This window comes from Pseudomonas sp. LAP_36 (assembly GCF_019456785.1).
In the GTDB taxonomy this organism is placed as follows: domain Bacteria; phylum Pseudomonadota; class Gammaproteobacteria; order Pseudomonadales; family Pseudomonadaceae; genus Aquipseudomonas; species Aquipseudomonas tritici.
In genome coordinates, this window is record NZ_JAHZMS010000009.1 from 67,488 (window position 1) to 91,287 (window position 23,800).

Sequence of the window (23,800 nt, forward strand, 5' to 3'; positions counted from 1 at the left end):
CAGCTTCTCTTAATACGGGTATGATCGGCGTTTACGTTGTCCCAGCCAAGATAGTGGAAGTCGCCCACCGATGCAAAACACCAAGCTCTTGCTAACCAGTTTCACCTTTGTGGGACTGCTCGCACTCGCCGGTTGTTCATTCCCCGGGGTTTACAAAATCGACATCCAGCAGGGCAATGTCGTCACGCAGGACATGATAGACCAGTTACGCCCCGGAATGACCCGACGGCAAGTACGGTTTATCATGGGTAACCCCCTGCTGACCGACACTTTCCACGCCGATCGCTGGGATTATCTCTACAGCCTGCAACCAGGTGGCGGTGAACGCCAGCAGGAGCGTGTCAGTGTCATCTTCAATGGCAATGACCAGCTTGTCAGCCTGTCCGGTGACTTCATGCCCGGCGTAAGCCGTGATGAAGCCCTGCTCGGCAAGGATAACGGCACTAACGTGACCGCACCTGCACAGGAAGACGAGAAGCCGAAGTCTGAAGTACCGGCTAAGCCTGGATCTTTGCTCGACAAGATCCAGAAAGACGTCGACGGCGTGGAAACTGTTCCCGTCCCGACGCCGCAGCCTCTGGACACCAGCCCGCAGTAAGTTTGCGGCGCCCAACAAAAAGCCCGGCATGCCGGGCTTTTTGCTGCCTGCCATTTGGAGGGCTTACGAGTTCTGCTGCTTGGCCAAAGCAGCCTTGGCTGCGCGCAGCCGGCGCACCTCTTTCGGGTCCGCCAGCAGCGGCCGGTAAATCTCAATACGATCACCCGCCTGCACGGCACGCACTTGCGCGTCCGCGACCACCTTGCCGAATTTCCCCAAAGGGCAATCAGCCAGATCCAGCTCCGGAAACTGCGCGGCAATACCTGACGCCTGCACCGCCGAGCGCACGCTGGTGCCCTCCGGCACTGTCACCAACAGCAAAACCTGGCGATCCACGGCGGCATACACCACTTCAATCTCAACCATGCAGTTGCTTGGCTCGCTGACAGAATGCATCCACCAAGGTATTGGCCGCTTGGTTGAATAGAGGCCCCAACGTCGCCCGCACGATAGGCCCGGCGTAATCAAAGGAAAGATCCAGGCTGATTTTGCAGGCCTTATCGGTCAGCGCCTTGAATACCCAGACGCCATGCAACTGGGTAAACGGCCCTTCCTGCAAATTCATTTCGATGGATTTCCCGGGCACCAGCACATTACGCGTTACAAAGTGCTGACTGAGGCCGCCCTTCGCGACCCCAACGCTGGCGACCATGTGCTCATCGCTGCCCTCCAGCACTTCGGCCGTCGAGCACCAGGGCAAGAATTCCGGGTAACGCGCCACGTCGTTGACCAGGTCATAAAGCGCTTGTGCCGGATAAGGCAGCAGCGCCGAACGTTGAATATGCGTCGTCATGTGTGCGTTATTTCCACAGCTGAGCGGCAAACATCGCGAAGGAACAGCCCGATCCGCGAAAGAAAAAAACCAGAGAACTGCCCGCATTGTCCGGGATTCGTCCAACACGCTCAAGCACGCAGGTTGACCGTAGCCGACACGCTCGCAACTCCCTATAATGCCGCCCCTATGGCTAAACAAAAGAAACACCCCACAGGGACCATCGCGCAAAATAAAAAGGCGCGACACGATTACTTCATCGAACATCGGTTCGAGGCTGGTCTGGTCCTGGCCGGCTGGGAAGTAAAGAGTCTGCGTGCCAGCAAGCTGCAACTGGTCGACAGTTATGTGCTGCTCAAGGATGGCGAGGCGTGGCTGCTCGGCAGTCATATCACCCCGCTGACCACCGCGAGCACCCACGTGATTGCCGACCCGGTACGCACGCGCAAATTGTTGCTCAACGCTCGCGAACTGGAAAAGCTCGCCTCCGCCGTACAGCAGAAGGGCTACGCCTGCATCTGCCTGTCCTGGTACTGGAGCAAGCACCTGGTCAAGTGCGAGATCGCCTTGGGCAAAGGCAAGAAGGAATACGACAAGCGTGATACCGAGCGCGAGCGCGATTCCAATCGCGAATTGCATCGTGCTGTGCGTAACAAGGGCAAGGAAGACTGATCCTTGCTGCGGTGTAGCCCTGGGAACTTCCCTCGGCTACATTCCCTTGCGCCGCTCCGCACGCGCCACACGCTGAACCTCCTGACGCACCTCCTCCAACACTTCCTGCACATACAGCAGGTGACGTGTGGAAACTTCTCGCGCCTGCTCGGCCCGCCCCTCGATGATTGCCAGGTACAGATCCCGATGCTGACTGATCAACATGTCACGGGTTTCCGTACGCTGCTGGTACATGCCGCCAATGTTGGTCACCACGTTACGCTTGAGCAAGTCGAACAGCCCGCGAATGGTGTGCAGTAGCACGGCGTTGTGGCTGGCCTCAGCGATAGCCAGGTGAAACCGCGCATCCGCCGCGCCCTCCTCCACTCGACTCGCTTCATCAGAGCGGGTGTAGCAATCCTGCAGCGCTTCGAAAGCTGCGGTAAGACGTTCGCGGTCGACTTCGGTGGCGCGCAGCGCTGCGTAATAGGCACAAGAGGCTTCAAGGGTCTGGCGAAACTCCAACAGATCACGCTGAGCTTCGGGATTGTTTTCCAGCAGGTGCAGCAGCGGATCACTGAAAGTCGAGCCCAATGACTCGGCCACGTAGTTACCCCCGCCCTGACGGCTGACGAGCAAACCTTTGGCAGACAATTTCTGGATCGCCTCCCGCAAGGAAGGGCGCGAGACGCCAAATTGCTCAGCCAACGCCCGTTCGGCCGGCAAGCGCTCGCCGGACTTTAGCGTGCCCTCGAGGATCATGCCCTCAAGCTGCTCGACGATATCGTCAGACAAACGGCGCTGACGCACCTGATCAAACCCCATAACTCATTCTCCACCATCCCGACCACTCGCCGGGGCCTCTATTCTGGCCTATCGAAGCGCTTGCAGCACCTATCAGAACGCCCTCGTTTCAACCGATCAGAACACCCTGTGCGCAGACCTACGACCAAAGTTTCGCGAGCGGCAAATTGACACACCCCTGCCAAGGCTTTTACTCTAGCCAACAGCGATTGTAAATTGGTATTACCAATTACCCAAGCTGACTAAACAACAACAATCAGGGGCCACCCCATATGCAAACCTGGCAACAGCTTTACAGCCCACTCGGCAGCCTCGGCCTGTCCGCACTGGCGGCCGTTATTCCGATCGTATTCTTCTTTCTGGCCCTGGCCGTGTTTCGTCTCAAAGGCCACGTAGCCGGCAGCATCACCTTGGCGCTGTCGATCCTGGTGGCGATCTTTGCCTTCCAGATGCCGGTGGACATGGCACTGGCCGCCGCCGGTTACGGTTTTGCCTATGGCCTTTGGCCTATCGCGTGGATCATTGTCGCGGCCGTGTTCCTGTACAAACTGACCGTCAAGAGCGGCCAGTTCGAAGTCATTCGCAGCTCAGTCCTATCGATCACCGACGACCAACGCCTGCAAGTGCTGCTAATCGGCTTTTGCTTCGGCGCATTTCTGGAAGGTGCCGCCGGTTTCGGCGCTCCCGTGGCAATCACCGCGGCACTGCTCGTCGGCCTGGGCTTCAATCCACTGTACGCCGCTGGCCTGTGCCTGATTGCCAACACCGCCCCCGTGGCCTTCGGTGCACTCGGCATCCCGATCATCGTTGCAGGTCAAGTGACTGGCATCGATGCGTTCAAAATCGGCGCCATGACTGGCCGTCAGCTGCCCCTGCTGTCGCTGTTCGTGCCGCTCTGGCTGGTGTTCATGATGGACGGCTTGCGCGGCGTGCGTGAAACCTGGCCGGCCGCACTGGTAGCGGGCTTGAGCTTTGCCATCACCCAGTACTTCACTTCCAACTTCATCGGCCCGGAACTGCCGGACATCACCTCCGCGCTCGCCAGCCTGATTTCCCTGACCCTGTTCCTGAAAGTCTGGCAACCCAAGCGCACAGCAGGTGCACAGATTGCCGGCGCGACTTCAAGCGCAGCGGTCACCGCCAGCGCCGGCGGTTTTGGTCTGCCACGTAACACGGTTGTCTCGCCCTACAGCCTGGGGCAAATTTTCAAGGCCTGGTCACCGTTCCTTATTCTGACGGTGCTGGTCACTATCTGGACCCTCAAGCCGTTCAAAGCCATGTTCGCCGCTGGCGGCTCGATGTATAGCTGGGTGTTCAACTTCGCGATCCCGCACCTGGACCAACTGGTGATCAAAGTTGCGCCGATTGTGACCAACCCCACTGCAATTCCGGCGGTGTTCAAGCTGGACCCCATCTCGGCGACCGGCACAGCGATTTTCTTCTCTGCGCTGATCTCGATGCTGGTGCTGAAGATCAATCTAAAAACTGGTCTTACCACTTTAAAAGAGACCTTCTACGAACTGCGCTGGCCAATCCTGTCCATTGGCATGGTGCTGGCCTTCGCTTTTGTCACCAACTACTCCGGCATGTCTTCGACCATGGCGCTGGTATTGGCGGGCACAGGTGCAGCCTTCCCATTCTTCTCGCCATTCCTCGGGTGGCTGGGCGTTTTCCTGACAGGCTCCGACACGTCGTCCAACGCCTTGTTCAGCTCGCTGCAAGCCACCACCGCGCATCAGATCGGTGTCAACGACACACTGTTGGTCGCCGCGAATACCAGTGGCGGTGTGACTGGCAAAATGATCTCGCCACAATCGATTGCCGTGGCCTGCGCCGCCACGGGTTTGGTGGGCAAGGAATCCGACCTGTTCCGCTTTACCCTCAAGCACAGCCTGTTCTTTGCGACGATCGTCGGGTTGATCACCCTGGCTCAGGCCTACTGGTTCACCGGTATGCTGGTGCATTAAGGCCGGTACGTACTAGGGTAAGAATTGACGCCGGAGACCCATTCCGGCGTCTGCTATTTCTGGAGGACCGATGAGCCTGCCTGCTGCTTTTCTGAGCGACGTCGCACAACTGATCCCGAAAGATCGGCGTTTCGACGATCCACTTTCCACCCTCGCTTTCGGCACCGACGCGAGTTTTTACCGACTGATCCCACAGCTGGTGATCCGCGTGGAGTCGGAAGACGAGGTGGTGGCGCTGTTGCAATTTGCCCAACGCGACCGTGTGGCCGTCACCTTCCGCGCAGCCGGCACCAGCCTTTCGGGCCAAGCCATCAGCGACTCCGTGCTGATCGTGCTGGGGGACAATTGGAACGGCCGCGAAGTTCGTGGGCAGGGCACCCAAATTCGCCTGCAACCTGGCGTGATCGGCGCCCAGGCCAATGCGTGGCTGGCGCCTTTTGGGCGCAAGATCGGGCCGGATCCGGCGTCGATCAATGCCTGCAAGATCGGCGGCATCGTCGCCAACAACGCCAGCGGCATGTGCTGCGGCACGGCGCAGAACACCTATCACACCTTGGCAGGCATCCGCTTGGTACTGGCTGACGGCAGCCGACTGGACACCGAAGACGCGGCCAGCGTGGCGGCGTTTCGCGAACAACACGGCACGCTGCTGGAACGCCTGGCTGCATTGGGTCGCGAGACGCGGGCAAACGCTGAATTGGCGGCAAAAATCCGCCACAAATACCGTCTGAAAAATACCACCGGGCTGTCACTTAATGCCCTGGTTGATTTCGATGAGCCGTTGGATATCCTCAGCCATCTGCTCGTGGGCTCCGAGGGTACGCTTGGATTTATCAGTGCGGTCACCTATGACACGGTGGTTGATCATCCGAACAAAGCCTCGGCATTGATTGTGTTTCCGGATGTCGAGACCTGCTGCAACGCGGTGACCGCCCTCAAGACCCAACCGGTCTCGGCCGTCGAGCTATTGGATCGACGCAGCATGCGCTCGGTACAAGACAAGCCGGGCATGCCCGCCTTCGTACAATACCTATCGGAAAATGCCTGCGCACTGTTGATCGAATCTCGCGCAGCGTCGCCGTCTTTGTTGCATGAGCAATTGGCGCTGATCATGGCCTCACTGGCCGATTTCCCTGTGGAGAAACAGGTCGATTTCACCGAAGACCCGGTAGAAAATGCGCGCCTGTGGGCCATTCGCAAAGACACCTTTCCCGCTGTCGGCGCCGTACGCAAAACCGGCACCACGGTGATCATCGAAGACGTCACCTTTCCGGTCGAGCAACTGGCAATCGGCGTCAACCGCTTGATCGAACTGTTCGACAAACATCACTACGACGAAGCGATACTTTTCGGACACGCACTGGAAGGCAATCTGCACTTCGTGTTCACTCAAGGCTTCAACAGCGCGGAAGAAATCACACGCTACCAAGCGTTCATGGACGACGTGGCGCAACTGGTGGCGGTGGAGTTTGGTGGTTCGTTGAAAGCTGAACACGGTACCGGCCGCAACATGGCGCCGTTCGTTGAGTTGGAGTGGGGCAGCGACGCCTACCAATTGATGTGGCAACTCAAGCGGCTACTCGACCCCAACGGCATCCTCAATCCGGACGTGGTGCTCAGCGAAGACCCGCAAATCCACCTCAAACACCTCAAGCCGCTACCCGCCGCTGACGAGCTTGTGGATAAGTGCATCGAGTGCGGCTTCTGCGAGCCGGTGTGCCCGTCGAAAGGCCTGACCTTGAGTCCACGCCAACGCATCGTGATCTGGCGCGATATCCAGGCGAAGAAACGAGCTGGCGTCGACACCACCGAGCTGGAAGCCGCCTACCACTATCAAGGCATCGACACCTGCGCCGCCACCGGGCTTTGCGCTCAACGCTGCCCCGTGGGAATCAATACCGGCGACCTGGTGAAAAAACTGCGCAGCCGTGACGCCGACCGTACGAAAACGGCCGAATGGCTCGCCACTCATTTCGCCACTGCACTACAAGGCGCGCGCTTTACCCTGCATGTGGCCAATGGCGCGCGCATGCTGCTGGGCGCACCTCGCCTGGCGAAGCTGTCGGCCAGCGTGACCAAGCTGTCCAAGGGACAGATTCCGCAGTGGACAAACGCCATGCCGCAGCCGGAGAAATCCATCCGCTTCAGCCCGGCGGTCACTGACGAGCGGCCACGGGTGGTCTACTTGGCCGCCTGCGTCTCACGCGCCATGGGCCCGGCGGCGGGAGATAAAGAACAGATGTCGTTGTACGACAAAACCCGCAGCCTCTTGGAAAAGGCCGGTTACCAAGTCGTCTTCCCCGACAATCAGGACAACCTGTGCTGCGGCCAGCCCTTTGCCTCCAAAGGCTACGTTGAACAGGCCGAACACAAGCGCCAGGAATTGATCGGCGCCCTGCTCCACGCCAGCCGCGGCGGGCTCGACCCGATTTACTGCGACACCAGTCCGTGCACCTTGCGTCTGGTGCAGGATCTGGCTGAAACACGGCTGGATCTTTACGATCCTGTGCGTTTTATCCGCACTCACTTGATGGATCGCCTCGATTTCACACCACAGGCAGCCCCCATCGCCGTGCACGTCACCTGCAGCACCCAGCATCTGGGCGAGAGCCAGGCGCTGATCGACCTGGCCCGGCGTTGCTCCAACACCGTGGTCATCCCGGAAGGCATTCATTGCTGCGGGTTTGCTGGCGATAAGGGTTTCACCACGCCGGAACTCAACGCCCACTCACTGCGCACCCTCAAGGACGCGGTGCAATATTGCAGCGAAGGCATTTCCACCAGCCGCACCTGCGAGATCGGCCTAAGCCAGCATGGCGGCATTGATTATCACGGGCTGGTCTACCTGGTGGACCGTGTTACACAGGCCCGCGCCCACTGATCCTGCAAAAATGAGCCTGCAAAAAAACAGAACCCTGGCGCGCCAGCGTAGTCATCTGCATAGGCCTCGACAAACGAGGCTCATCACTGATGTCGCTGGCAGCCGTTCAACGCCAGCAGCGTCGAGCCCCTTTTGCGCAAGGAGATACCCTATGAAGCGTTCCGCTCTTGCTGGCTTGTTCATTACCGCTGCGATGCTGGCGTCCCCTGCTTTCGCGGCAGGTGATAAAGACCTGTGCCAGATCAACCTGGACAAAATCAACAACGGTAAAGCGCTGCTCGCCACCGACACCAGTGGCAAAAGCGGCGAAATAGACACTGCCGTGTCCTCGGCCAAAGCCGCCCACGCCGCAGGTGATGACAAGAAGTGCATCGAAATCACCTCCAAGGCCCTGCAAGACCTGCAGAACAGCGAAAAAGGCGGCCAATAGGCAGCACCGTCAGGGACGACCAACCTTCGGGTTGGCCTTCCGTGACGGTTTGGCGTACACTGCACAGGCTTGTCACTCACTAAGAAACAACGAGTTACAAGCACGGGGCCGTTTAGGATTCGACGCCGGTCGCGAAACTTTAGGTGCATGCCGAGTTGGTAACAGAACTCGTAAATCCACTGTTGCAACTTCTTATAGTTGCCAATGACGAAAACTACGGCCAGGAATTCGCTCTCGCTGCGTAAGCAGCCTTAGCCCTGAGCTTCTGGTACCTTCGGGTCCAGCAATCACCAGGGGATGTCTGTAAACCCAAAGTGATTGTCATATAGAACAGAATCGCCGTGCAGTACGTTGTGGACGAAGCGGCTAAAACTTACACAACTCGCCCAAAGCACCCTGCCCTTCGGGTCGCTGAGGGTTAACTTAATAGAAACGGCTACGCATGTAGTACCGACAGCGGAGTACTGGCGGACGGGGGTTCAAATCCCCCCGGCTCCACCAATTTGTCTTCCCAGGAAGACCCAGAAAAGCCGTAAAGCCTAGAGAAATCAAAGCTTTACGGCTTTTTTCTTGCCCGCGTTTTCCCACCTGCTCCCAGGGCATCCCACGGTTGACGGGGGCATATATGGGGGCATAAAACGCTCATCAGCTCGCTCGGAGAGGATGTGCCCCCAATGCCCCTGAAAGACACCAACTGCCGCAACGCCAAGCCCCAGGACAAGCCCTATCGGCTATACGACGAACAGGGTCTGTACCTTGAAGTGCAGCCCAACGGAGGCCGCTACTGGCGCTTGAAATACCGTTTTCTGGGAAAGGAAAAACGTCTGGCGCTTGGTGTTTATCCTGAGGTCGGCCTACAGGAGGCCCGTCGCAAACGTGATGACGCTCGTGTCCAGCTTGCAAACGGACAAGATCCTTCGCTGCAAAGACGCATGGCCAAGGTGGTCAGCCAACTCGATCACCAACACACCTTTGAATCGGTCGCTAAGCAATGGCTCACCATTCGCGAATCATCCTGGGATCCGGAGTACACCCGCACGGTGTGGCAGCGCCTTGAGCTCAATGCCTACCCCTGGCTGGGAAAACTTCCGATCAGCAGCATCAGCACACCCATGCTGGTCGAAAACCTGCAGCGCATCATCAAGCGCGGTGCTCGCGAGACGGCGCGTCGTGTCGCCCAGATCTACAAACAGATTTTCGAGTTCGCCGAAGCTGCCGGTATTTCGTCGCCTCGGTAACGGGCTGTACTTCCCACCTATTGCACCAAACGGTCGTGTTTACGCTGTACCTCTTGGGCAGGAAACCCAGGTAGAAATTTTCTGCCTGACCCCAGTAGGCATCATGGGCGCGGGCATCCTATCGCACTGGTCAGAAATCGTTGGTTTTTACTACAACGACGAATCATGGGAGATCATCCCGCGCAATTACTCGGGACGAGGAATGCGCTTCCGCAGAGGCATATCCTGCATCATGGTGATCGCAGGCAACGAGGCTCTTACGACCCACATCCAGGGCTACCCAATCCCCATCTGCGTAATGAACCGCATTGCATTCGAACAGCAGCGAGGCAGTAAGGGTAGCGCGTTACCGTCACCACCCGCTGCGCGACACAGGTACCGGCTGGACCGGCACCTACCAATGTTTATTTTATGAAAGTGAAGCCTTTCACTACTAATACAGATCAAAGCTGACCGGCTGACTTGGTCGTAAGCGTCACTGCTAATAGCAAACCCGGCCTCCGCCCCCGCCTGCATGGGCCTGATGGCCGACAGCGGGTAGATTTAGCGCCCTACACTGCTTATAGCCCGAACCCGTCGCCTCCCCTGATCAAGCGCAGCAATATATCTCGCCGTAGCTCACTGCTGATACGAGAAAGCCCCGCCAGACCAAGCTGCACGGGGCTTTCGGGATTTACATCGGGTCAAATCTGTTCGGCACTGCTTATAGGTACTCAGCCGCTACCCTCCCGAATAGAGGTCGCCATGATTAAGCGCTTGGTATCTAGACAGCTTCTTCTCATAAGCGACCAACGTCCGACGTAGCTGACGATTGTCGCTCGCAACTCTGCGAATCTCGGCAAGCCGCCCCTCAACTTGCAGAACGAGGTGACGGTATGGGTATTCAACAAACTCAAACGAGGAAGCCGGGTATTTATGTTTGCCATTCCCCTTGGCAATAGTCAGGGGCGCGAATTTGTTTTTTTGTCCTTGCAGCGGCACCAGTTTGCACCAGTAGATCGAATACGCATTCGGGCTCACCTGCTTGATTGATACGCCGGCCACAACAGATTTGACCCCGGTCTTTTTGTACAGCTTCATGGACGCATCCACATAGCTTGCTACCAAGCATCTCGCGTCCGCAAGCAGCTGCTCGTACTGCTGATCCAGCAGGGTGACTATCGTTTGTGCTTCTTTACTCATGGCCAAGGCTCTCCTCGCTGTAAGAGCCAAAATGGTGACCGATCGATGAGCACGCGGAATTCGATTTCAGACCGTTCTACCGTCGGAAATCTACCGAAAGTGGGTAGTCTGGCTCAGGCTGTCATCCTACCTAGCGCCAGATGATCGACGGATGACGACATGTCAGTCGCAGAAAAATATAACGTACAAAGGATGCACAATAGATGACGACGGCAGCCTTGAGCTGAGCGGGACAATATCTACATGTTCGAAGTAGATGATAGTGTGCGGACGTGTATACCTGCCTAGCTGCAACTGGCCGATTTATACCAGTTACTAAGGGCAGAAATCGGCCAAAAGCGGGCATCGAGCACTGACCTATAGAGCCGATGGCTCATCTCCACCAACTGTTCCTCATTCATAATCTGGAAATGCCGCAGGCGACAGCAAAATCTGCCTGCTATACGGACCATAACAAGACGTTGACTGCGCAGTGGCAGTGTGATATCAAATCGCCCGATCATTTTATGAATTGTTTAGCTCTTCAATGGGAATATTATTGAAGAGATGAAAATTGAGACGGTCGCAAACTGCGATCCTAAATATAATAATAGTGAGGTCAGCATGTTGCTTTTCATTAAAATCAGCAGTTTCGATCATCGATGTCCATCTTTAAATCCCGTATGAGCGTTATTTCCGACTTTAACGTTGTCTGAGTTGGCAGGAAGCCATGAAAAAACTTTTCTATCTTGTAAGTGTACTCGCCTTTGCAGTTCAGATATCAGGATGCTCACAAAAAGTTGTGGCTCGTGGAGCGGAGGGGCTTGCTAATGATGCAAGCGCCTACTTCAAGTCCGATAATGATTGGTCTTGGGGCGGATTATCAACCACCGTGATTGCTATATATCCAGTCGTGGGAAAACCTGTGTTAGAGCCCAATTCTCTTGTGGATTACGGTCAAATAAAAGTGGCTCCTGGGACATACGGTGTAGCATTAAGAATCAATTATGGATACGGCATAGCCTTTCCCTTGGTTAGAGTCGAAGCCAAACCTGGCAAGACCTATCTATTCACAGCCAAACCTGTGATGGACGGAGCCGCGGTCAAAGCTGAGTATAAAGAAACAAATACCTTTGATTAAATCCAAGGAGGGGAGCATGAGGTTAAATTTATCATTTCTTAGTTTGTTATTGCTCGTCGGAACAGCAGGGTGTGTGTCTCAGAATATTCCAATAGTCGAGGACAGTAGCGAGTCTTCAACTAAGGTTCGTTTTGTTTCGCCGCGAGAGATGGGGTGGATTAACCTATACCCCGAGACAGACTGCAACAACGGTGCACTTGTGGTTTCTGACAATCCCGTCGACAACTTTATAGAGTCACTGCGCGCGCGAGAGCCCAAAAGAATTGGAATGATTGATTCTCCCGATCCGAACTCGCGAGAGGCAGCAGAATACTCGTTCAAAGGAGGTCAAACGATCAACATTGCTGTTACCCATTTCCCAGGGCGCTGCCTTGGCGGTTTAAGCTTTCGCACTGAACCTGGGTCGCAATATGAAGTTGCCCTAGTGAGCAATACATCGAACGGCTGCAAATTCGAGATCAGCAAACTAAGCATTCTCGATGGCGCGCCGCATCGGGAGCCCGTAAAAAAAATAGCACCACTGATTTGCAAGTAGCGTGCGATGTTTGATGGGGACACTGGGCAGCTTTATTTATTGGATAGATTTTCTGTCATTTCGGAAGCGTTTGCTCATGATTAACCCGTTCTGGGTGATGAATTAGGCCGGGGTTGTTCGTCGCGCATACCTTCGAGCATCGACAACTGATCATGATGCAACCTAAGCGCTCCAATCCATCGCGTCGGACAAGGGGGGTGGCATCTCGGCCTATATCGCGGTCGAAGGCTCTTTCGTGATCGACTGCTGCCCCTGACGACAGGCAGCTAATGGCCAAAAGCGGACGCTTATCGGTGCATAATCGAACTAAGTGCCGTCGGCGCCATAAAATTAATGTCTGACCAGTATTTTGCGCACCTAGAAGAAGCACGCGGAAGGGGTTCAACCTGAGGCAGGCTTTTAGTGATATTTTTAATACTCGGCCAATTTGAAACCCAAAGCAATTAACCGCAGGAAAGAGTATGTCCGACATACCCATGATTAAATCGACGGAAGTGTTCTCTCGCCTTAGCGCATTTCATCCCAGTATCGAAGTTTGGCCAGATAGCGAGTTTTCGAATGATGGTTATGCTTACTACTGGTTGGTGGCGCACAGCGATGGCGCGCCCCGTATGCTTTCCTATGTCCGCTGCAAAGACGGTGGCTGCGAGCAGCGCACCTATGATGTTGAGGGCGATGATCTTTGGATCCCAGCTGGAACGGCCGTGACCTGACAATTCATTCAAGCCGACACCGCTTCGCGGCTTGGCTTAATTCTCAGGTGTTAGGGACTGCTTTTGGCCGATAGCAGCTCTTGTTGTCAGGCAATAATCGGCCAGAATGGACACATTTTTTCATTCCCAGAAGCTACGCAGTCAGTATATCAACGTGTCCGAACCTGAGCGTCGGATCTCCGGAACAATTTGGAGCTAACCCACTTTGAATGTGTTGTTCATCTGCGGAAAAAACCGCCTACGTAGTCCGACCGCCGAGCACCTTTTTGCTGATTGGTCGGGAGTTGAGACAGCATCGGCTGGTGTCAATAACGATGCGGATGTACCTGTAAGCCAGGAGCTTCTAAGGTGGGCCGATCTCATTTTTGTTATGGAGCAAATCCATCGAAAAAAGCTGACTGCTCGCTTCACCTCGGAGTTGGCGAATAAACGTATCATCTGTCTGAATATTTCGGATGATTACGAATACATGGCACCTGCTTTGATCAAACTGCTGGAAGCGAGAATCGGGCGTTATTTATTCTCCTGATGTTATGTCCGCCTGTGGGCTGTCTCCACCTGATCAGTCGACTGACCGCTTTTGGCCGATTGGTGCCTTCACGAGCGGCAGCTATGGGTCGATAGCTACCGTACGCAACTGAACGCTTCCGCCCCAAAAAAGCGGTCCCTAATCGCCGAATAAACGCTAAGAAACCTGATCACCTATCACTATGATGGATGCTCCGAAGATTACGTGAGATAGCCGGGTAACCTCAGTCAATGCTCGTAATGGGGCAGGCAAATCGAATAGTTTCAGTGGATTCTGGGGACGGTATTGCAGCTCATACCCCCTCAACGCCTGGCGTGAATCGCGATGAACGTCCGACCAGTCGTAAGCAAAGAACCCACGTTTAGCAAATTCAACGAAAGCGTTTGCACCAGCCCCAACAGTGGCCCGATCTACATCGGACACTTTCGGCAAGGAAAGGACAAATTCTTCGGAGTTTTCGACGGAGGGTATCGCGGAATCAGGAACTGGTCCGGGGCCACCTGTAGTGAAGAGCGCAACCTGTCCGAGGGCGTCGGTAGCGACCCATCCAACGTCAAAGTCCTGAAGAACGAAGGGAGCCATCATTTGCACCTACTTTTGAAGAGGGGACGAGTTGATTTCCCAACTCTGCTTACCAGCCCAGAGAGCGTAAAAGTGCGTAGACAAACTCTCAAAGCGGGAAGAAATTCGAAGGATTTATTTTTCCAGCTTAAAGATCTGCTTCTGGCCGATATCCGCTACCACCCTGAAACTCACGCACTATCTGCACAACCAGCGGCTTCACATATTTCTCAATGGTATCAATCTCCGGCAGATCATCATGGCGCACCCACTCTCCCTGATCAAAGGCCTGATAAAGCGAGAAAGCAGGCTGCGGCATGTCATTGGTCATGCCCACATCAACGATGGCAGCGATGAGCCCGTTCATGACGCCATCGCAGAACTCGTAAGTCAAAGCCCCTGCCAAGTAGCCTTCAGCAACCGCTATGGATAGCTCGTTCAGCAGATTGCTGGGGGCCACGCCGAATTCCTCGCAGGTGGCAGCAAGATCATTCAACGTTAAACCGTAGGCTTCGGCTTCAACCAAAAGCTTATTGCGTTGGTTCTTTGGCAACATCCCGTCCACGGTTCCCTTCCACGTTGCGGATGTCGTACCCGTGTCACTCATAATACTTCCCAGCCAGCAAAATGGCCGCACAGCGATGCCAAACATTGGGTATCGACCTATCCTCTTGGGCAAGTCGGGAACTGGCGTCTGCCCACGAAGCTGCCGCATCAAAAAACGCGTCAACGGACACATTTTCCCAGCCAAGAGCACTTGGCCCATAGACCGATGAAGGCGATGTCTTTTCAATTAAACGCCCGCTGGCGAAATCTACACCGAGGGCTTCGATAAATCGTATGAACGACGGTTCATCTCTGACGTGCGCCAACAACTCATGAAGATCTACAGGGCTATGCATAGGTTTCCTGGAAGCACTTAATGATTGATCACATGCTGCTGCACTGCATCGTGAACGGTCAACTCGGCTATCCAGGCTTTCAGGCCGGGGATGTGATGCGCAGTGACCGCTTCTGGCCGTTTTCTGCCTGTCCCGACCGACAGAAAACGACCCGAAGCGGACAGTCTTGCACTAGTGAAAAATGGTCCAAAACGAGCAATAGAACCGTCTAGCAAATGAAGTTGTCATGCATCGTGCATCATCTGTTCGAACTGGCGAGTGAGCTTTTCAAATCGCGGTGCATCACACGCTGGACAAAGGAAAGGCATTCTTCGTCCCGTAAACATAGACGTCAGACTACTGCACTTCATACAACGCAGATGTGTTTTTACGTATGCAGTTAGAGGCTCGGCGAGCTGCTTGTTCAATCGGCTTGCGAGAAAAGCGACCTGAGATCGATCGAACTGGTTCGTCAAGCTCAAGTGGCGTAGATGCGTACAGCGAACGAGGCTAGTGATGTCATCGACCTCGAACTTCGCATTGGCCAGTGAAAGTCTGGTGAGCTTGGAGATACGAGTAACAGGCTCGATGGATTCAAGGCGGAGAGGCGAGCCTCCACCCTGGCTACCGGACAGACGCAGCTCTGCCAGCTCGCTTAGCTTCTCAAGCCCGTCGAGTTGCCGCAGCCTTGGAAAGTCTCCAATTGCCAGATACGTCAAACCACTCAGTCCGGAAACGGGTTCCAGTGTTTCAATTTTTTTCGCCCATTCCAGCGTCAAACGCCGTGTATTAGTTAACCTATCAATTCCCTCAAGTGAAGCAAGCTTAAGATTGTAAAGGCGTAGTTCATTTGCTTTGCACCGAGAGAGCACCGTCGGCCATATATTTGCTGAAACGTTCCGTAGATCGAGTTCGTCCCTTTCAGAAAGTTCTTGTTCAGAAAACTGGCCATCCAAACATAGCATCATGTCTCACATCCTTATAAGTTGTTCCGTGAGGCGAAACGGGAAGCCTCCCCAAGGCTTAGGGCGCCGAAGCTATCGAGTGGCAGCAAGGCTGTCCAGCGGCTCCTATTGGCCGATTGCTGCCTGTCGTGAGGGGCAGCAAGCGGCCGTCGGGTGTCTACGAAAGCCGGGGCGAATCATTGAGCCAGGGCGGCTCATCCGCCACCGACAAACAACAGTCAATTGCAATCACTGCTCGCATTAGATCATTCCTCAATGATGGAAGCGTAGCGCTTATTACTGAGCTGTTTCGCTTGGACATATTTAGGAAAGTTGCCAATGCGGCGTCGGAGTGCTGAACCAGACGGGCTAGATGCTCACCACGAGGGCCACAAGTCCCTTTCAGCCAGTTTTTAGCAGTACGTTCGTTTGCATTCGTCCACTTCATCAATGTCTTGACGGCCTGGTGCGTGGAGCCCAACTCACTTTGTAATGCTGCCGCAAGTCCCGACGCATAGTCTTGTTTGTCCGGAAAAATTTTGCCTTTTTTAGGAATCATTTTTCCCCCTCAAATCCTCTATGGTTGAAAGACACCGCTTGCTTAAGTAGCAAGTAGATTGAATGCGTCCCGATGGCGCACTCCCAGTGTGGATGCACGCAGGGGCTATTGCGTATGCGTAGTGGTAAAAGTGCTAAATCAGAACACTCACGCCGAGAACCAGGTTTGGCAGCGGCGTATGTCCGGATGTCCACAGAGCATCAACAGTACTCAACTGAAAACCAGCTCGACACCATCAAGGTTTACGCAGCCGCACACTCTCTCGAAATCGTCAAAATTTATACCGACGCAGGAAAAAGCGGCCTTCGCCTCGAAGGGCGGGACGCGTTAATTCAACTGTTCAGAGATGTTGAAAGCGATGTTCTCGGTTTTTCGACCATTCTCGTCTACGACGTCAGCCGCTGGGGGCGCTTTCAAGATCCGGACTTGGCCGCCAGCTTCGAGGTCCGTTGCAGACAGGCAGGTGTTTCGGTTCACTACTGCGCGGAGCAATTTTCCAATGATGGCTCGCCCGTATCTAATATAGTCAAAAGTCTGAAGCGCATGATGGCGGGCGAGTACAGCCGGGAATTGTCTGTCAAAGTCTTTGCGGGCCAATCCCGCCTCATACAGCTAGGCTTTCGGCAAGGGGGAATAGCGGGCTACGGGCTTAGGCGTCAATTGGTGGACGCTGCTGGCAACCCTAAAGCAGAACTAGCGCTTGGCGAACACAAAAGCATCCAAACCGACCGTGTGAGACTTATTCCCGGACCACTGGAGGAAGTTGCAACTGTTCATTGGATCTATCAGCGTTTTGTTGAAGCGGGTTACTCAGAGGCCGAGATAGCCCAACAACTGAATAGTCGAGGACTTCAGAATGACCTAGCCAGGCCTTGGACCAAAGGGGGAGTTCATCAAATCCTGACCAACGAAAAATACATCGGCAACAATGTCTGGAACCGGTCCTCCTTCAAACTTAAACAAGAACATGTGAGGAATGATCCCGAACAATGGATACGCGCTGACGGTGTCTTTCCCCCTTTAGTTGACAACATACTATTCGCCGCAGCCCAAGAAATCATCCAGTCGCGCAGCTACCGCATGTCCGACGCCGAAATGTTGGAGAGGCTTAAAAGGCTGTACGAGAAAGCGGGTTATTTATCCGGCATGATCATCAACGAGTCTGACGACTGCCCTTCCACCACAGCCTATACATCCCGATTTGGCAGTCTCCTGCGTACCTACTCGCGCATAGGCTATACCCCTTCGCGGGACTACAGCTATGTCGCCGCCAATCATCAGCTTCGGTTGATGCATCCTCTCCTGCTGGCTCGAACCGTAGAGCATATTCAGCAAGTCGGAGGAAGAGTTGCAATCGACCCAACCAGCGACCTGCTTCTAGTCAACGAAGAGCTTTTGATTTCTCTAGTCCTGTGTCGCTGCCGGCGCGCTGACTCGGGCACGAATCGCTGGAAAATACGCTTCGATCTTGGTCTTTCACCTGATATCACCGTTGCCGTTCGAATGGAGCCAGGGGAAGAAATCGCCCGCGATTACTACATCCTGCCTACCCTTGATATTCAACAACCCAATATTCGTCTGAGCGAGTCAAACGCCTCCAATCTGGAAATCTATCGTTACGACAGCCTTGAAGCACTCGCGCAACTTTCTCGTCGAACGGTCGTGGGGAGAGCCGCATGAATATGCCGCACCATCCTCGTAGCCCACTACATGTTGGGGAAGCAACGACTATCCTAATGGTCAGCCTGGATCGTATCCGCGTCCTCAATCCTCGCGCGCGTAATAAACAAGTGTTTGCCAAACTTGTCGAAAACATTTCGAACCTAGGCCTGAAACGACCGATTACGGTTACCCCAAGCAGCGACCAAGACAACTCTGATTTTTTCGAACTAGTGTGCGGGCAAGGTCGATACGAAGCCTTTTGCGCCTTGGGCGAGCGCGAAATTCCCTGTGTCGTCGTCAGTGCCAGTGAAGCCGACCGGTTTCTAATCAGCCTGGTCGAAAACTTGGCCCGCCGTAAGCACACGAACAAGGACCTGCTCTACTCTATTCAAATTCTGTCTGATCGCGGATACACCACCAAACAAATCAGCATGAAGACCAGTCTGGATCCCACTTACATCAACGCAATCCTTCTACTTTTACGTCAAGGAGAAGAGCGGCTCATCTCAGCAGTCGAAAAAGGCTGGTTACCCATCACACTTGCGACAATGGTGGCTAGGTCGAGTGATACGGAAGTACAGGTCGCGATGGTGGAAGCTTATGAAACGGGCCTCTTGAAGGGAGAACAGCTGATTAAGGTGAGACGCCTGATAGATAGGCGTCGATTTTCAGGAAAAAACTACGGTCAAAAGCGATCAGCCGCCGAGCAATCGACGACGCCTCAAAAACTTTTGAGTACTTATCAGACCGAAGTCAGGCGCCAACGAGTCATGCTCAAAAAGGCCGATATCAATGAGCAGCGAGTATTGATCATCGTTACTGCTATGCGCCGACTGCTGGCCGACGACTATTTCTGCACCCTACTACGCAGCGAAAATATCGCAGACATGCCTAAGTCGCTGGCTGACCGTATTCAAGGAGAGGTGTGATATGGGCCAAGTGAAACAAGGCTTTGAACGGCAGATCATCCCAATCCCCGTTGACCGAATCCTTCCGACCCGATCTTTGGACAAAGATATAGAACAGACAAAAAAATACTTAACTATCCTAACTTCGATTAGGGAGTTGGGCGTTATTGAGCCGCTGGCAGTGCATCGACAGCAGACCAATGTGGAGGGGACCGCAGCTTTCGTGTTGCTAGACGGCCATCTACGCCTGCATGCACTTAAAGCGCTGGGCGCCACTGAGGCACTGTGCTTACTCTCAATTGATGACGAAGGTTTCACATACAACCGGCAGATCAACCGCCTAACGCCTGTGCAAGAGCACAAGATGATTCTCACCGCTGTGCGTAAAGGCATTTCCCCCGCCTTGATAGCAAAGGTTCTGGGTATCAATGTCGAGAGAATCCATGATCGACAGCGCATGCTTGATGGAATCGCGCCCGAAGTAGTAGAAATGCTTAAAGTCAAAATGGTCAGCCAAGGAGTATTTCGCACACTGAGAAAAATGAAACCCATGCGCCAAATCGAAACCGTGGAGCTCATGGTATCCGCCAATTGCTTTACCCAAACTTACGCCGAAATGGTACTTGCAGCTTCACGGCCGGACATGTTGATCGAAAAAAAATCCAAGCTGTCCGCAGAGGTCAGCGTCGAGGAGCTGGCGAGGATGGAACGCGAGATGGAAAAGCTCTTTCACGATTACAAGGTCGTGGAGGACACGCTGGGGGAGACCATGCTGTTTTTAGTCGTTGCCAAGGGTTATCTCGCTCGTCTGCTGCGCAATGAAACCATATCGGGCTACTTAAAGCGTTGCCACAGCGAACTTCTAGATGAACTAACCGCAATCATGGAGGCAGTTAGCTCCGACGCAAGGAAGCCTGAGAGAGAGTGACGAACCGACCTGGCGAGAAGATAGAAAGCTGGACCAACCACAGGAACTTGCCAATTACTTGGCAATATTCAGGACATTTTCTGATAGCTCGGGATAAACCTAGAGCATATGTCAGCAATTCCATACCTACTGTCTCAATGACTCCACTGGGCTGGTTGCCGGCTGGCATTCCTGGACAGAAATCTCTTGTCAGCAGTCTACAAACCAATTGTAAAACCGATATCCCGCAGCCACCGACACGGCGCAGGTTCCAAGGGCCAGTAGAGGCCATCGTCCCTCAACACCTAGCCACCACTGCACCTTGAACAAAAGCGCCCCCACAAAAACACAGGCTAGAATCCCCAAAGCCAGGCCAGCCAGCGCAAACATCCGTGCCTCTAACCTTGGTTTTCCACCGTGCCAGTTCTCACTCAGGCAAAAAGGACAATGATTCGACGAGGGTGAATAGCTCCAGAAATCACGGCTATATGTGGATCTCGGAACCATTGCTTTGCCACAGTTATAACAGGTAACCATTGAGTGTCTCATGCCGCACCTCAGATCAAATCAACGTAGATGAACCCAAGGTGCATCACCGCGAAAGAAACCCAAGAACGTGATCAGAAAGCTACCGTTCGCTCAGACCACCAGAGAACCGATTACTTTGCTACACGCGACAAGCTTCATCTAATGCCAAAATTGACTCGCATTGCGCTGCCGCAGAACGCTAATTCAGGACGCCAGTTCAACTCCCTTAATACCGCTCATCGGAAATTGCTCACAGGGGGCATTTATGGGGGCACACACAGAAATAATTTAAAAAATACCTTTTAAAAACATAGCGTTACTGATAAAAATTTGATCCCCCCGGCTCCACCACTTCGAAGCATCGACAAAACCCGCCTAGTGCGGGTTTTGTTGTTTTTGGGTCTCTGAAATCACCGCCAAACCGCGCTTCGGATTTTTCCTTCAAGATGTCGCGCCCTTGGTGAACTGGTTCCACTCCACCTACCCGGCTAACCTCTCCACGTCGCTGCAAAATCAGCGACCGGGTTTAGCAGCTCGGTTAATATCAAGGCCTGCAAAGCCACCATCCGTTCAAGCGATGCTTTCAGCATCCGCTGGTTCGCATTATGGCGGCTGTGCGTGGGGCACTTTCGGGTGCGCTGGGTTCCTTGATTCCTGGTCTGCTAACCCGCGTACGGTCGCCACCCTTTTCGTTTAGCAGCGATGTCTGGCGACTCCACTAATCAAGGAGATTCAGCCATGAAAAAAATCACCCCAAATCCCCCAACCACCCTCTTCACCATCGCGCCAAACATCGATCCCGAAACACTGCTGATCCAAGCCAGCGAAACCCTTGCATCGCTGGACGCAATCATCACAGACCTGGCCTTCGAACTCGACGGATTAACCCGTCAAAAACTCTTGGGTAGCCAGCAACTGGTGGTGCTGGGCGGATTACTCATCGAGCGTGTGCTCGTCACGCTGGCTTCCACCGCTGACGCGCAACCGTTCCCGACGTAACCTCAGTAGCAAATCAAAAAAGCCGAGTCGCGTGCAGGCTGACGCCGCTGAAAACGGTCCAACAACTCACCCTGGCAATCACCACTTCACACTGAGCTCAGGCTTTCACGCCCCTTTCACACTTGAGCGTCTATGGTAATCCCAGCTCCTTGTGAATATCCCTTTCAAGCCCGCTTCTCCCCATCGCGGGCTTTTCTTTGTCTGCGATTTGCCATCGTCTCATTTCCCCGGCTCACGCTCTCAGCGCACCCCCCAAGGGGCACATCCATTACAATTCAATGCTGCACTACTGCCCTGTCTCCGAAAGACACCAGCGGCAGGCTCCGACTACAAGGACGAACGTCGCATTGAACAAAAACTCCTATGCCTACCTGATACCAACCACCATTGGCCTGCTACTCCTCATCGCGCTGATTCTGGTCTGGACATTCATTATCTGGCCGTCTGCACATTTCAACCCGGTAGCTGAAAAGATCGCCCTGATCTCATCGCCAGCGCTGGCAATCATCTTGATGGTGTGGGGGTGGCATACCAGGAACTCCAGATTCCTGCGCAAAAAACCGCTGGATCGATTAAAAGTCTTTTTCGGCTTGCTCATCGCCAGTGGCTTGGTGATGGATGCGCTGCTATCGGTGGTTATTCTGCTTACGAGCACGGTATTCAGCAGCTATGTGACTTCGTACGAATATGCAGCGGGAGGCAGGCATAATTGCGCAGGCATCCGGGTATTCGATACGGAAGTGAACAAACAGATTAAAATTTGCCGTACCAGCTACTACGGTGAACAGGGTTGGGTAAGGGTGGAAAAACGTAGTGGACCGTTGGGAATTGTTGTAATAGACACCACGCGCCTGTGACTTCCTATACCGCCCAACAGGCGCCCCTCACTATTCTCCCATCTGTTCACGAAACGTTCAGAAACACAGACGGATACTAGCCAACTGCAATGACCGTTCCCCCGAACGGTCCTCCTGCCTTGGTAGCCACAACCCATGACGCGTCCCGCTCCCCTATTACTCCTGCTTGCTGGTCTGTTGTTCTTCTTCGCCCTGGGTAACCACGAGCTGCAAGGCTCCACCGAAGCGCGCGTCGCCGGCATCGCCATGGCCATGCACCTGGACAATAACTGGGTGGTGCCCCAGTTGTTTCGTGAACCCTTTCTGGAAAAACCGCCCCTGAGCCTGTGGATCGATGCCGGGGCCATTCGCCTGTTTGGCGGCACCACCTGGGCCGTGCGCCTGGCCTCGGCATTTGCCGGGTTGTTCAGCGTGATGCTGCTCTACGCAATGCTGCGCCGGTTCGGACGGCCGCAGACGCTGGCGTTCAGCGCGGCGTTGATCCTGGCAACCATGGCCAGTTACTGGAGCAATGTGCGCGGCGTGGGTGAGGATTCGTTGCTCAGCCTGGGCGTGACCACCGCGCTGCTGGCGTTTTACCAAGCCGTGCGGCCCGAGCACCAAGGTTCAAACACAGCCGCTTGGGCACTGTTTACCGCTGGCATGGTGATCGCCACGCTCAGCAAAGGCGTGCTGGGCCTGGCGATGCCGGGCATTGTGATTTTTGTGTACCTGGCCAGCACCAGCCTGATGGACAAGCGCCTACGCCTCGGCGACTGGCTCAAGCCGGCGCTGTTTACCTTGTTGGCGCTTGTGCCACTGCTGATCTGGCTGGGCTTTCTGTTCCATCGCGGCGGTATGCAGGCGGTGGGCGAAGTGCTGTGGACCAACAGCGTCGGGCGTTTCAGCGGCTCGTTTGTCGAGGCAGGGCACTATGAGCCGATGTATTACTACATCGCAAAACTGCCTCAAGCGTTCTTGCCCTGGAACATCCTGGTGTACCTGGGCCTGTGGCATTTCCGTAAAAGCCTGGTGCGCAACCGCTACCGGCTGTTTTTCAGTGTCTGGCTGGTGGCGCAGTTCACCCTGCTGACGCTGGCGTCCAGCAAGCGCACGGTGTACCTGATGGCACTGACGCCGGCCGCCGCCGTGTTGGCGGCAGAATATGCGCGGGTACTGCTGGGCTGGCTGAAAAACCACAAGCCCGCGCTGTATAAACACCATAGAACACTGGTTGGCAGCGTTTTCACCCTGGCCGTGGCCTGCTACCTGGCAGCCGCCTTCTGGTTCGCGCCCAAGGCCGACGTGCGCCAATCGTTCGTGCCGGTGATCAGCCAGATCCAGGCGCTCAAAGACGAAGGCAAAGAAGTCGTGCTGTTTCAGCCCAATGAACGCATCGCCGGGGCCAGCGTGTTCTATCTGCGGGGCTACCTGCCCATCCTGCAAACCGAGGCCGAGTTGCACGATTACCTCGCCGCCAAGCCCGGCAACATTGCGTTGCTGGACCATACCAACGGTTTGAGCACGCCGGTGAGGGTCGCCAAGGAGATGTCGATCAATCGCCAGCCTTACTATTTCGTGGAACAGTAAGGCCG

General features: G+C 54.6%; 24 protein-coding genes and 1 other RNA gene. 17 read left to right on the forward strand and 8 right to left on the reverse strand.

The features are described 5' to 3' along the window. Positions 1-70 precede the first annotated feature (70 nt). Positions 71-598 carry an outer membrane protein assembly factor BamE gene (locus tag JBO08_RS23780; protein WP_065875298.1) on the forward strand — a complete coding sequence of 176 codons (528 nt, stop codon included), beginning with the start codon at positions 71-73 and terminating at the stop codon, positions 596-598. A 63-nt stretch (positions 599-661) separates the two neighbouring features. Here the strand turns inward: JBO08_RS23780 and JBO08_RS23785 are convergent, their stop codons facing one another. Then, positions 662-964 carry an RnfH family protein gene (locus JBO08_RS23785; protein WP_220075009.1) on the reverse strand — a complete coding sequence of 101 codons (303 nt, stop codon included), beginning with the start codon at positions 962-964 and terminating at the stop codon, positions 662-664. Beyond that, complete coding sequence (locus JBO08_RS23790) at positions 957-1,391, reverse strand: type II toxin-antitoxin system RatA family toxin (RefSeq protein ID WP_049711477.1); 435 nt, start codon at positions 1,389-1,391, stop codon at positions 957-959. Before JBO08_RS23790 ends, JBO08_RS23785 begins: the two co-directional genes overlap by 8 nt. 168 nt (positions 1,392-1,559) lie before the next feature. On the opposite strand from JBO08_RS23790, the gene smpB reads away from it, so the two are divergent. After that, positions 1,560-2,042 (forward strand): SsrA-binding protein SmpB, encoded by a 483-nt coding sequence (gene smpB, locus JBO08_RS23795; RefSeq protein WP_049711476.1) that lies wholly within the window; start codon positions 1,560-1,562, stop codon positions 2,040-2,042. A gap of 36 nt (positions 2,043-2,078) precedes the next feature. Here the strand turns inward: smpB and JBO08_RS23800 are convergent, their stop codons facing one another. Next, positions 2,079-2,846: an FCD domain-containing protein gene (locus JBO08_RS23800; protein WP_049711475.1), complete on the reverse strand. Its 768-nt coding sequence runs from the start codon at positions 2,844-2,846 to the stop codon at positions 2,079-2,081. A 251-nt stretch (positions 2,847-3,097) separates the two neighbouring features. On the opposite strand from JBO08_RS23800, the gene JBO08_RS23805 reads away from it, so the two are divergent. The 5 genes from JBO08_RS23805 (at position 3,098) to JBO08_RS23825 (ending at position 9,341) form a co-directional block, all read left to right on the forward strand. After that, positions 3,098-4,792 (forward strand): lactate permease LctP family transporter, encoded by a 1,695-nt coding sequence (locus tag JBO08_RS23805; protein WP_220075010.1) that lies wholly within the window; start codon positions 3,098-3,100, stop codon positions 4,790-4,792. A gap of 70 nt (positions 4,793-4,862) precedes the next feature. Further along, entirely contained in the window at positions 4,863-7,673 is a 2,811-nt protein-coding gene (locus JBO08_RS23810; RefSeq protein ID WP_220075011.1) for an FAD-binding and (Fe-S)-binding domain-containing protein, read from the forward strand. A 151-nt stretch (positions 7,674-7,824) separates the two neighbouring features. After that, positions 7,825-8,103 carry a hypothetical protein gene (locus JBO08_RS23815; RefSeq protein ID WP_033898249.1) on the forward strand — a complete coding sequence of 93 codons (279 nt, stop codon included), beginning with the start codon at positions 7,825-7,827 and terminating at the stop codon, positions 8,101-8,103. Between the two features lie 104 nt (positions 8,104-8,207). Further along, positions 8,208-8,604: a transfer-messenger RNA gene (ssrA, locus tag JBO08_RS23820) on the forward strand. Positions 8,605-8,777: 173 nt separating this feature from the next. Further along, on the forward strand, positions 8,778-9,341 hold the full coding sequence (locus JBO08_RS23825) for an integrase arm-type DNA-binding domain-containing protein (protein ID WP_258407162.1): 564 nt from the start codon (positions 8,778-8,780) through the stop codon (positions 9,339-9,341). A gap of 720 nt (positions 9,342-10,061) precedes the next feature. Here JBO08_RS23825 and mobI read toward each other — a convergent pair. Continuing rightward, positions 10,062-10,523, reverse strand: a complete 462-nt coding sequence (gene mobI, locus JBO08_RS23830) for a conjugative transfer protein MobI(A/C) (RefSeq protein WP_220075012.1) — start codon at positions 10,521-10,523, stop codon at positions 10,062-10,064. Positions 10,524-11,232: 709 nt separating this feature from the next. Between mobI and JBO08_RS23835 the strand changes: the two genes are divergently transcribed. The 4 genes from JBO08_RS23835 (at position 11,233) to JBO08_RS23850 (ending at position 13,420) form a co-directional block, all read left to right on the forward strand. Further along, a complete protein-coding gene (locus JBO08_RS23835) occupies positions 11,233-11,643 on the forward strand; it encodes a hypothetical protein (RefSeq protein WP_220075013.1) in 411 nt (136 codons plus the stop codon). 16 nt (positions 11,644-11,659) lie between these two features. Then, positions 11,660-12,178, forward strand: a complete 519-nt coding sequence (locus tag JBO08_RS23840) for a hypothetical protein (RefSeq protein WP_220075014.1) — start codon at positions 11,660-11,662, stop codon at positions 12,176-12,178. A gap of 461 nt (positions 12,179-12,639) precedes the next feature. Continuing rightward, a complete protein-coding gene (locus JBO08_RS23845) occupies positions 12,640-12,891 on the forward strand; it encodes a hypothetical protein (protein ID WP_220075015.1) in 252 nt (83 codons plus the stop codon). Positions 12,892-13,096: 205 nt separating this feature from the next. Beyond that, entirely contained in the window at positions 13,097-13,420 is a 324-nt protein-coding gene (locus tag JBO08_RS23850) for a low molecular weight protein tyrosine phosphatase family protein (RefSeq protein ID WP_045792100.1), read from the forward strand. A gap of 709 nt (positions 13,421-14,129) precedes the next feature. Here the strand turns inward: JBO08_RS23850 and JBO08_RS23855 are convergent. The 4 genes from JBO08_RS23855 to JBO08_RS23870 all read right to left on the reverse strand — a co-directional run bounded on the left by JBO08_RS23855 (position 14,130) and on the right by JBO08_RS23870 (position 16,365). After that, positions 14,130-14,588 (reverse strand): hypothetical protein, encoded by a 459-nt coding sequence (locus JBO08_RS23855; RefSeq protein WP_220075016.1) that lies wholly within the window; start codon positions 14,586-14,588, stop codon positions 14,130-14,132. After that, positions 14,581-14,883, reverse strand: coding sequence for a hypothetical protein (locus JBO08_RS23860; RefSeq protein WP_093121147.1), 303 nt, complete (start codon positions 14,881-14,883; stop codon positions 14,581-14,583). The genes JBO08_RS23855 and JBO08_RS23860 overlap by 8 nt, the downstream gene beginning before the upstream one ends. A 224-nt stretch (positions 14,884-15,107) precedes the next feature. After that, on the reverse strand, positions 15,108-15,830 hold the full coding sequence (locus tag JBO08_RS23865) for a leucine-rich repeat domain-containing protein (RefSeq protein WP_220075017.1): 723 nt from the start codon (positions 15,828-15,830) through the stop codon (positions 15,108-15,110). A gap of 154 nt (positions 15,831-15,984) precedes the next feature. Further along, positions 15,985-16,365, reverse strand: a complete 381-nt coding sequence (locus tag JBO08_RS23870; RefSeq protein WP_220075018.1) for a hypothetical protein — start codon at positions 16,363-16,365, stop codon at positions 15,985-15,987. A 114-nt stretch (positions 16,366-16,479) separates the two neighbouring features. On the opposite strand from JBO08_RS23870, the gene JBO08_RS23875 reads away from it, so the two are divergent. The 6 genes from JBO08_RS23875 (at position 16,480) to JBO08_RS23900 (ending at position 23,795) form a co-directional block, all read left to right on the forward strand. Further along, the gene (locus JBO08_RS23875; protein WP_220075019.1) at positions 16,480-18,045 is read left to right on the forward strand and encodes a recombinase family protein; all 1,566 of its coding nucleotides are present in this window, start codon (positions 16,480-16,482) and stop codon (positions 18,043-18,045) included. Beyond that, positions 18,042-18,956, forward strand: coding sequence for a plasmid partitioning protein RepB C-terminal domain-containing protein (locus tag JBO08_RS23880; protein ID WP_220075020.1), 915 nt, complete (start codon positions 18,042-18,044; stop codon positions 18,954-18,956). The genes JBO08_RS23875 and JBO08_RS23880 overlap by 4 nt, the downstream gene beginning before the upstream one ends. A gap of 1 nt (position 18,957) precedes the next feature. After that, positions 18,958-19,863 carry a plasmid partitioning protein RepB C-terminal domain-containing protein gene (locus JBO08_RS23885; protein WP_122681720.1) on the forward strand — a complete coding sequence of 302 codons (906 nt, stop codon included), beginning with the start codon at positions 18,958-18,960 and terminating at the stop codon, positions 19,861-19,863. 1,245 nt (positions 19,864-21,108) lie between these two features. Further along, on the forward strand, positions 21,109-21,369 hold the full coding sequence (locus tag JBO08_RS23890) for a DUF6124 family protein (RefSeq protein WP_065875326.1): 261 nt from the start codon (positions 21,109-21,111) through the stop codon (positions 21,367-21,369). Between the two features lie 347 nt (positions 21,370-21,716). Further along, positions 21,717-22,226 carry a hypothetical protein gene (locus JBO08_RS23895; protein ID WP_220075021.1) on the forward strand — a complete coding sequence of 170 codons (510 nt, stop codon included), beginning with the start codon at positions 21,717-21,719 and terminating at the stop codon, positions 22,224-22,226. 135 nt (positions 22,227-22,361) lie between these two features. Then, a complete protein-coding gene (locus tag JBO08_RS23900) occupies positions 22,362-23,795 on the forward strand; it encodes a glycosyltransferase family 39 protein (protein WP_220075022.1) in 1,434 nt (477 codons plus the stop codon). The last annotated feature ends 5 nt before the right edge of the window (positions 23,796-23,800 follow it).

Coding starts and splice junctions, on each gene's coding strand:
- JBO08_RS23890 (WP_065875326.1), top strand. CDS start 21,109: ATGAAAAAAATCACCCCAAATCCCCCAACCACCCTCTTCACCATCGCG.
- JBO08_RS23835 (WP_220075013.1), top strand. CDS start 11,233: ATGAAAAAACTTTTCTATCTTGTAAGTGTACTCGCCTTTGCAGTTCAG.
- JBO08_RS23870 (WP_220075018.1), bottom strand. CDS start 16,365: ATGATTCCTAAAAAAGGCAAAATTTTTCCGGACAAACAAGACTATGCG.
- JBO08_RS23800 (WP_049711475.1), bottom strand. CDS start 2,846: ATGGGGTTTGATCAGGTGCGTCAGCGCCGTTTGTCTGACGATATCGTC.
- JBO08_RS23845 (WP_220075015.1), top strand. CDS start 12,640: ATGTCCGACATACCCATGATTAAATCGACGGAAGTGTTCTCTCGCCTT.
- JBO08_RS23840 (WP_220075014.1), top strand. CDS start 11,660: ATGAGGTTAAATTTATCATTTCTTAGTTTGTTATTGCTCGTCGGAACA.
- JBO08_RS23805 (WP_220075010.1), top strand. CDS start 3,098: ATGCAAACCTGGCAACAGCTTTACAGCCCACTCGGCAGCCTCGGCCTG.
- JBO08_RS23900 (WP_220075022.1), top strand. CDS start 22,362: ATGACGCGTCCCGCTCCCCTATTACTCCTGCTTGCTGGTCTGTTGTTC.
- JBO08_RS23780 (WP_065875298.1), top strand. CDS start 71: ATGCAAAACACCAAGCTCTTGCTAACCAGTTTCACCTTTGTGGGACTG.
- JBO08_RS23790 (WP_049711477.1), bottom strand. CDS start 1,391: ATGACGACGCATATTCAACGTTCGGCGCTGCTGCCTTATCCGGCACAA.
- JBO08_RS23865 (WP_220075017.1), bottom strand. CDS start 15,830: ATGATGCTATGTTTGGATGGCCAGTTTTCTGAACAAGAACTTTCTGAA.
- JBO08_RS23810 (WP_220075011.1), top strand. CDS start 4,863: ATGAGCCTGCCTGCTGCTTTTCTGAGCGACGTCGCACAACTGATCCCG.
- JBO08_RS23815 (WP_033898249.1), top strand. CDS start 7,825: ATGAAGCGTTCCGCTCTTGCTGGCTTGTTCATTACCGCTGCGATGCTG.
- JBO08_RS23855 (WP_220075016.1), bottom strand. CDS start 14,588: ATGAGTGACACGGGTACGACATCCGCAACGTGGAAGGGAACCGTGGAC.
- JBO08_RS23860 (WP_093121147.1), bottom strand. CDS start 14,883: ATGCATAGCCCTGTAGATCTTCATGAGTTGTTGGCGCACGTCAGAGAT.
- JBO08_RS23875 (WP_220075019.1), top strand. CDS start 16,480: ATGCGTAGTGGTAAAAGTGCTAAATCAGAACACTCACGCCGAGAACCA.
- smpB (WP_049711476.1), top strand. CDS start 1,560: ATGGCTAAACAAAAGAAACACCCCACAGGGACCATCGCGCAAAATAAA.
- mobI (WP_220075012.1), bottom strand. CDS start 10,523: ATGAGTAAAGAAGCACAAACGATAGTCACCCTGCTGGATCAGCAGTAC.
- JBO08_RS23785 (WP_220075009.1), bottom strand. CDS start 964: ATGGTTGAGATTGAAGTGGTGTATGCCGCCGTGGATCGCCAGGTTTTG.
- JBO08_RS23825 (WP_258407162.1), top strand. CDS start 8,778: ATGCCCCTGAAAGACACCAACTGCCGCAACGCCAAGCCCCAGGACAAG.
- JBO08_RS23885 (WP_122681720.1), top strand. CDS start 18,958: ATGGGCCAAGTGAAACAAGGCTTTGAACGGCAGATCATCCCAATCCCC.
- JBO08_RS23880 (WP_220075020.1), top strand. CDS start 18,042: ATGAATATGCCGCACCATCCTCGTAGCCCACTACATGTTGGGGAAGCA.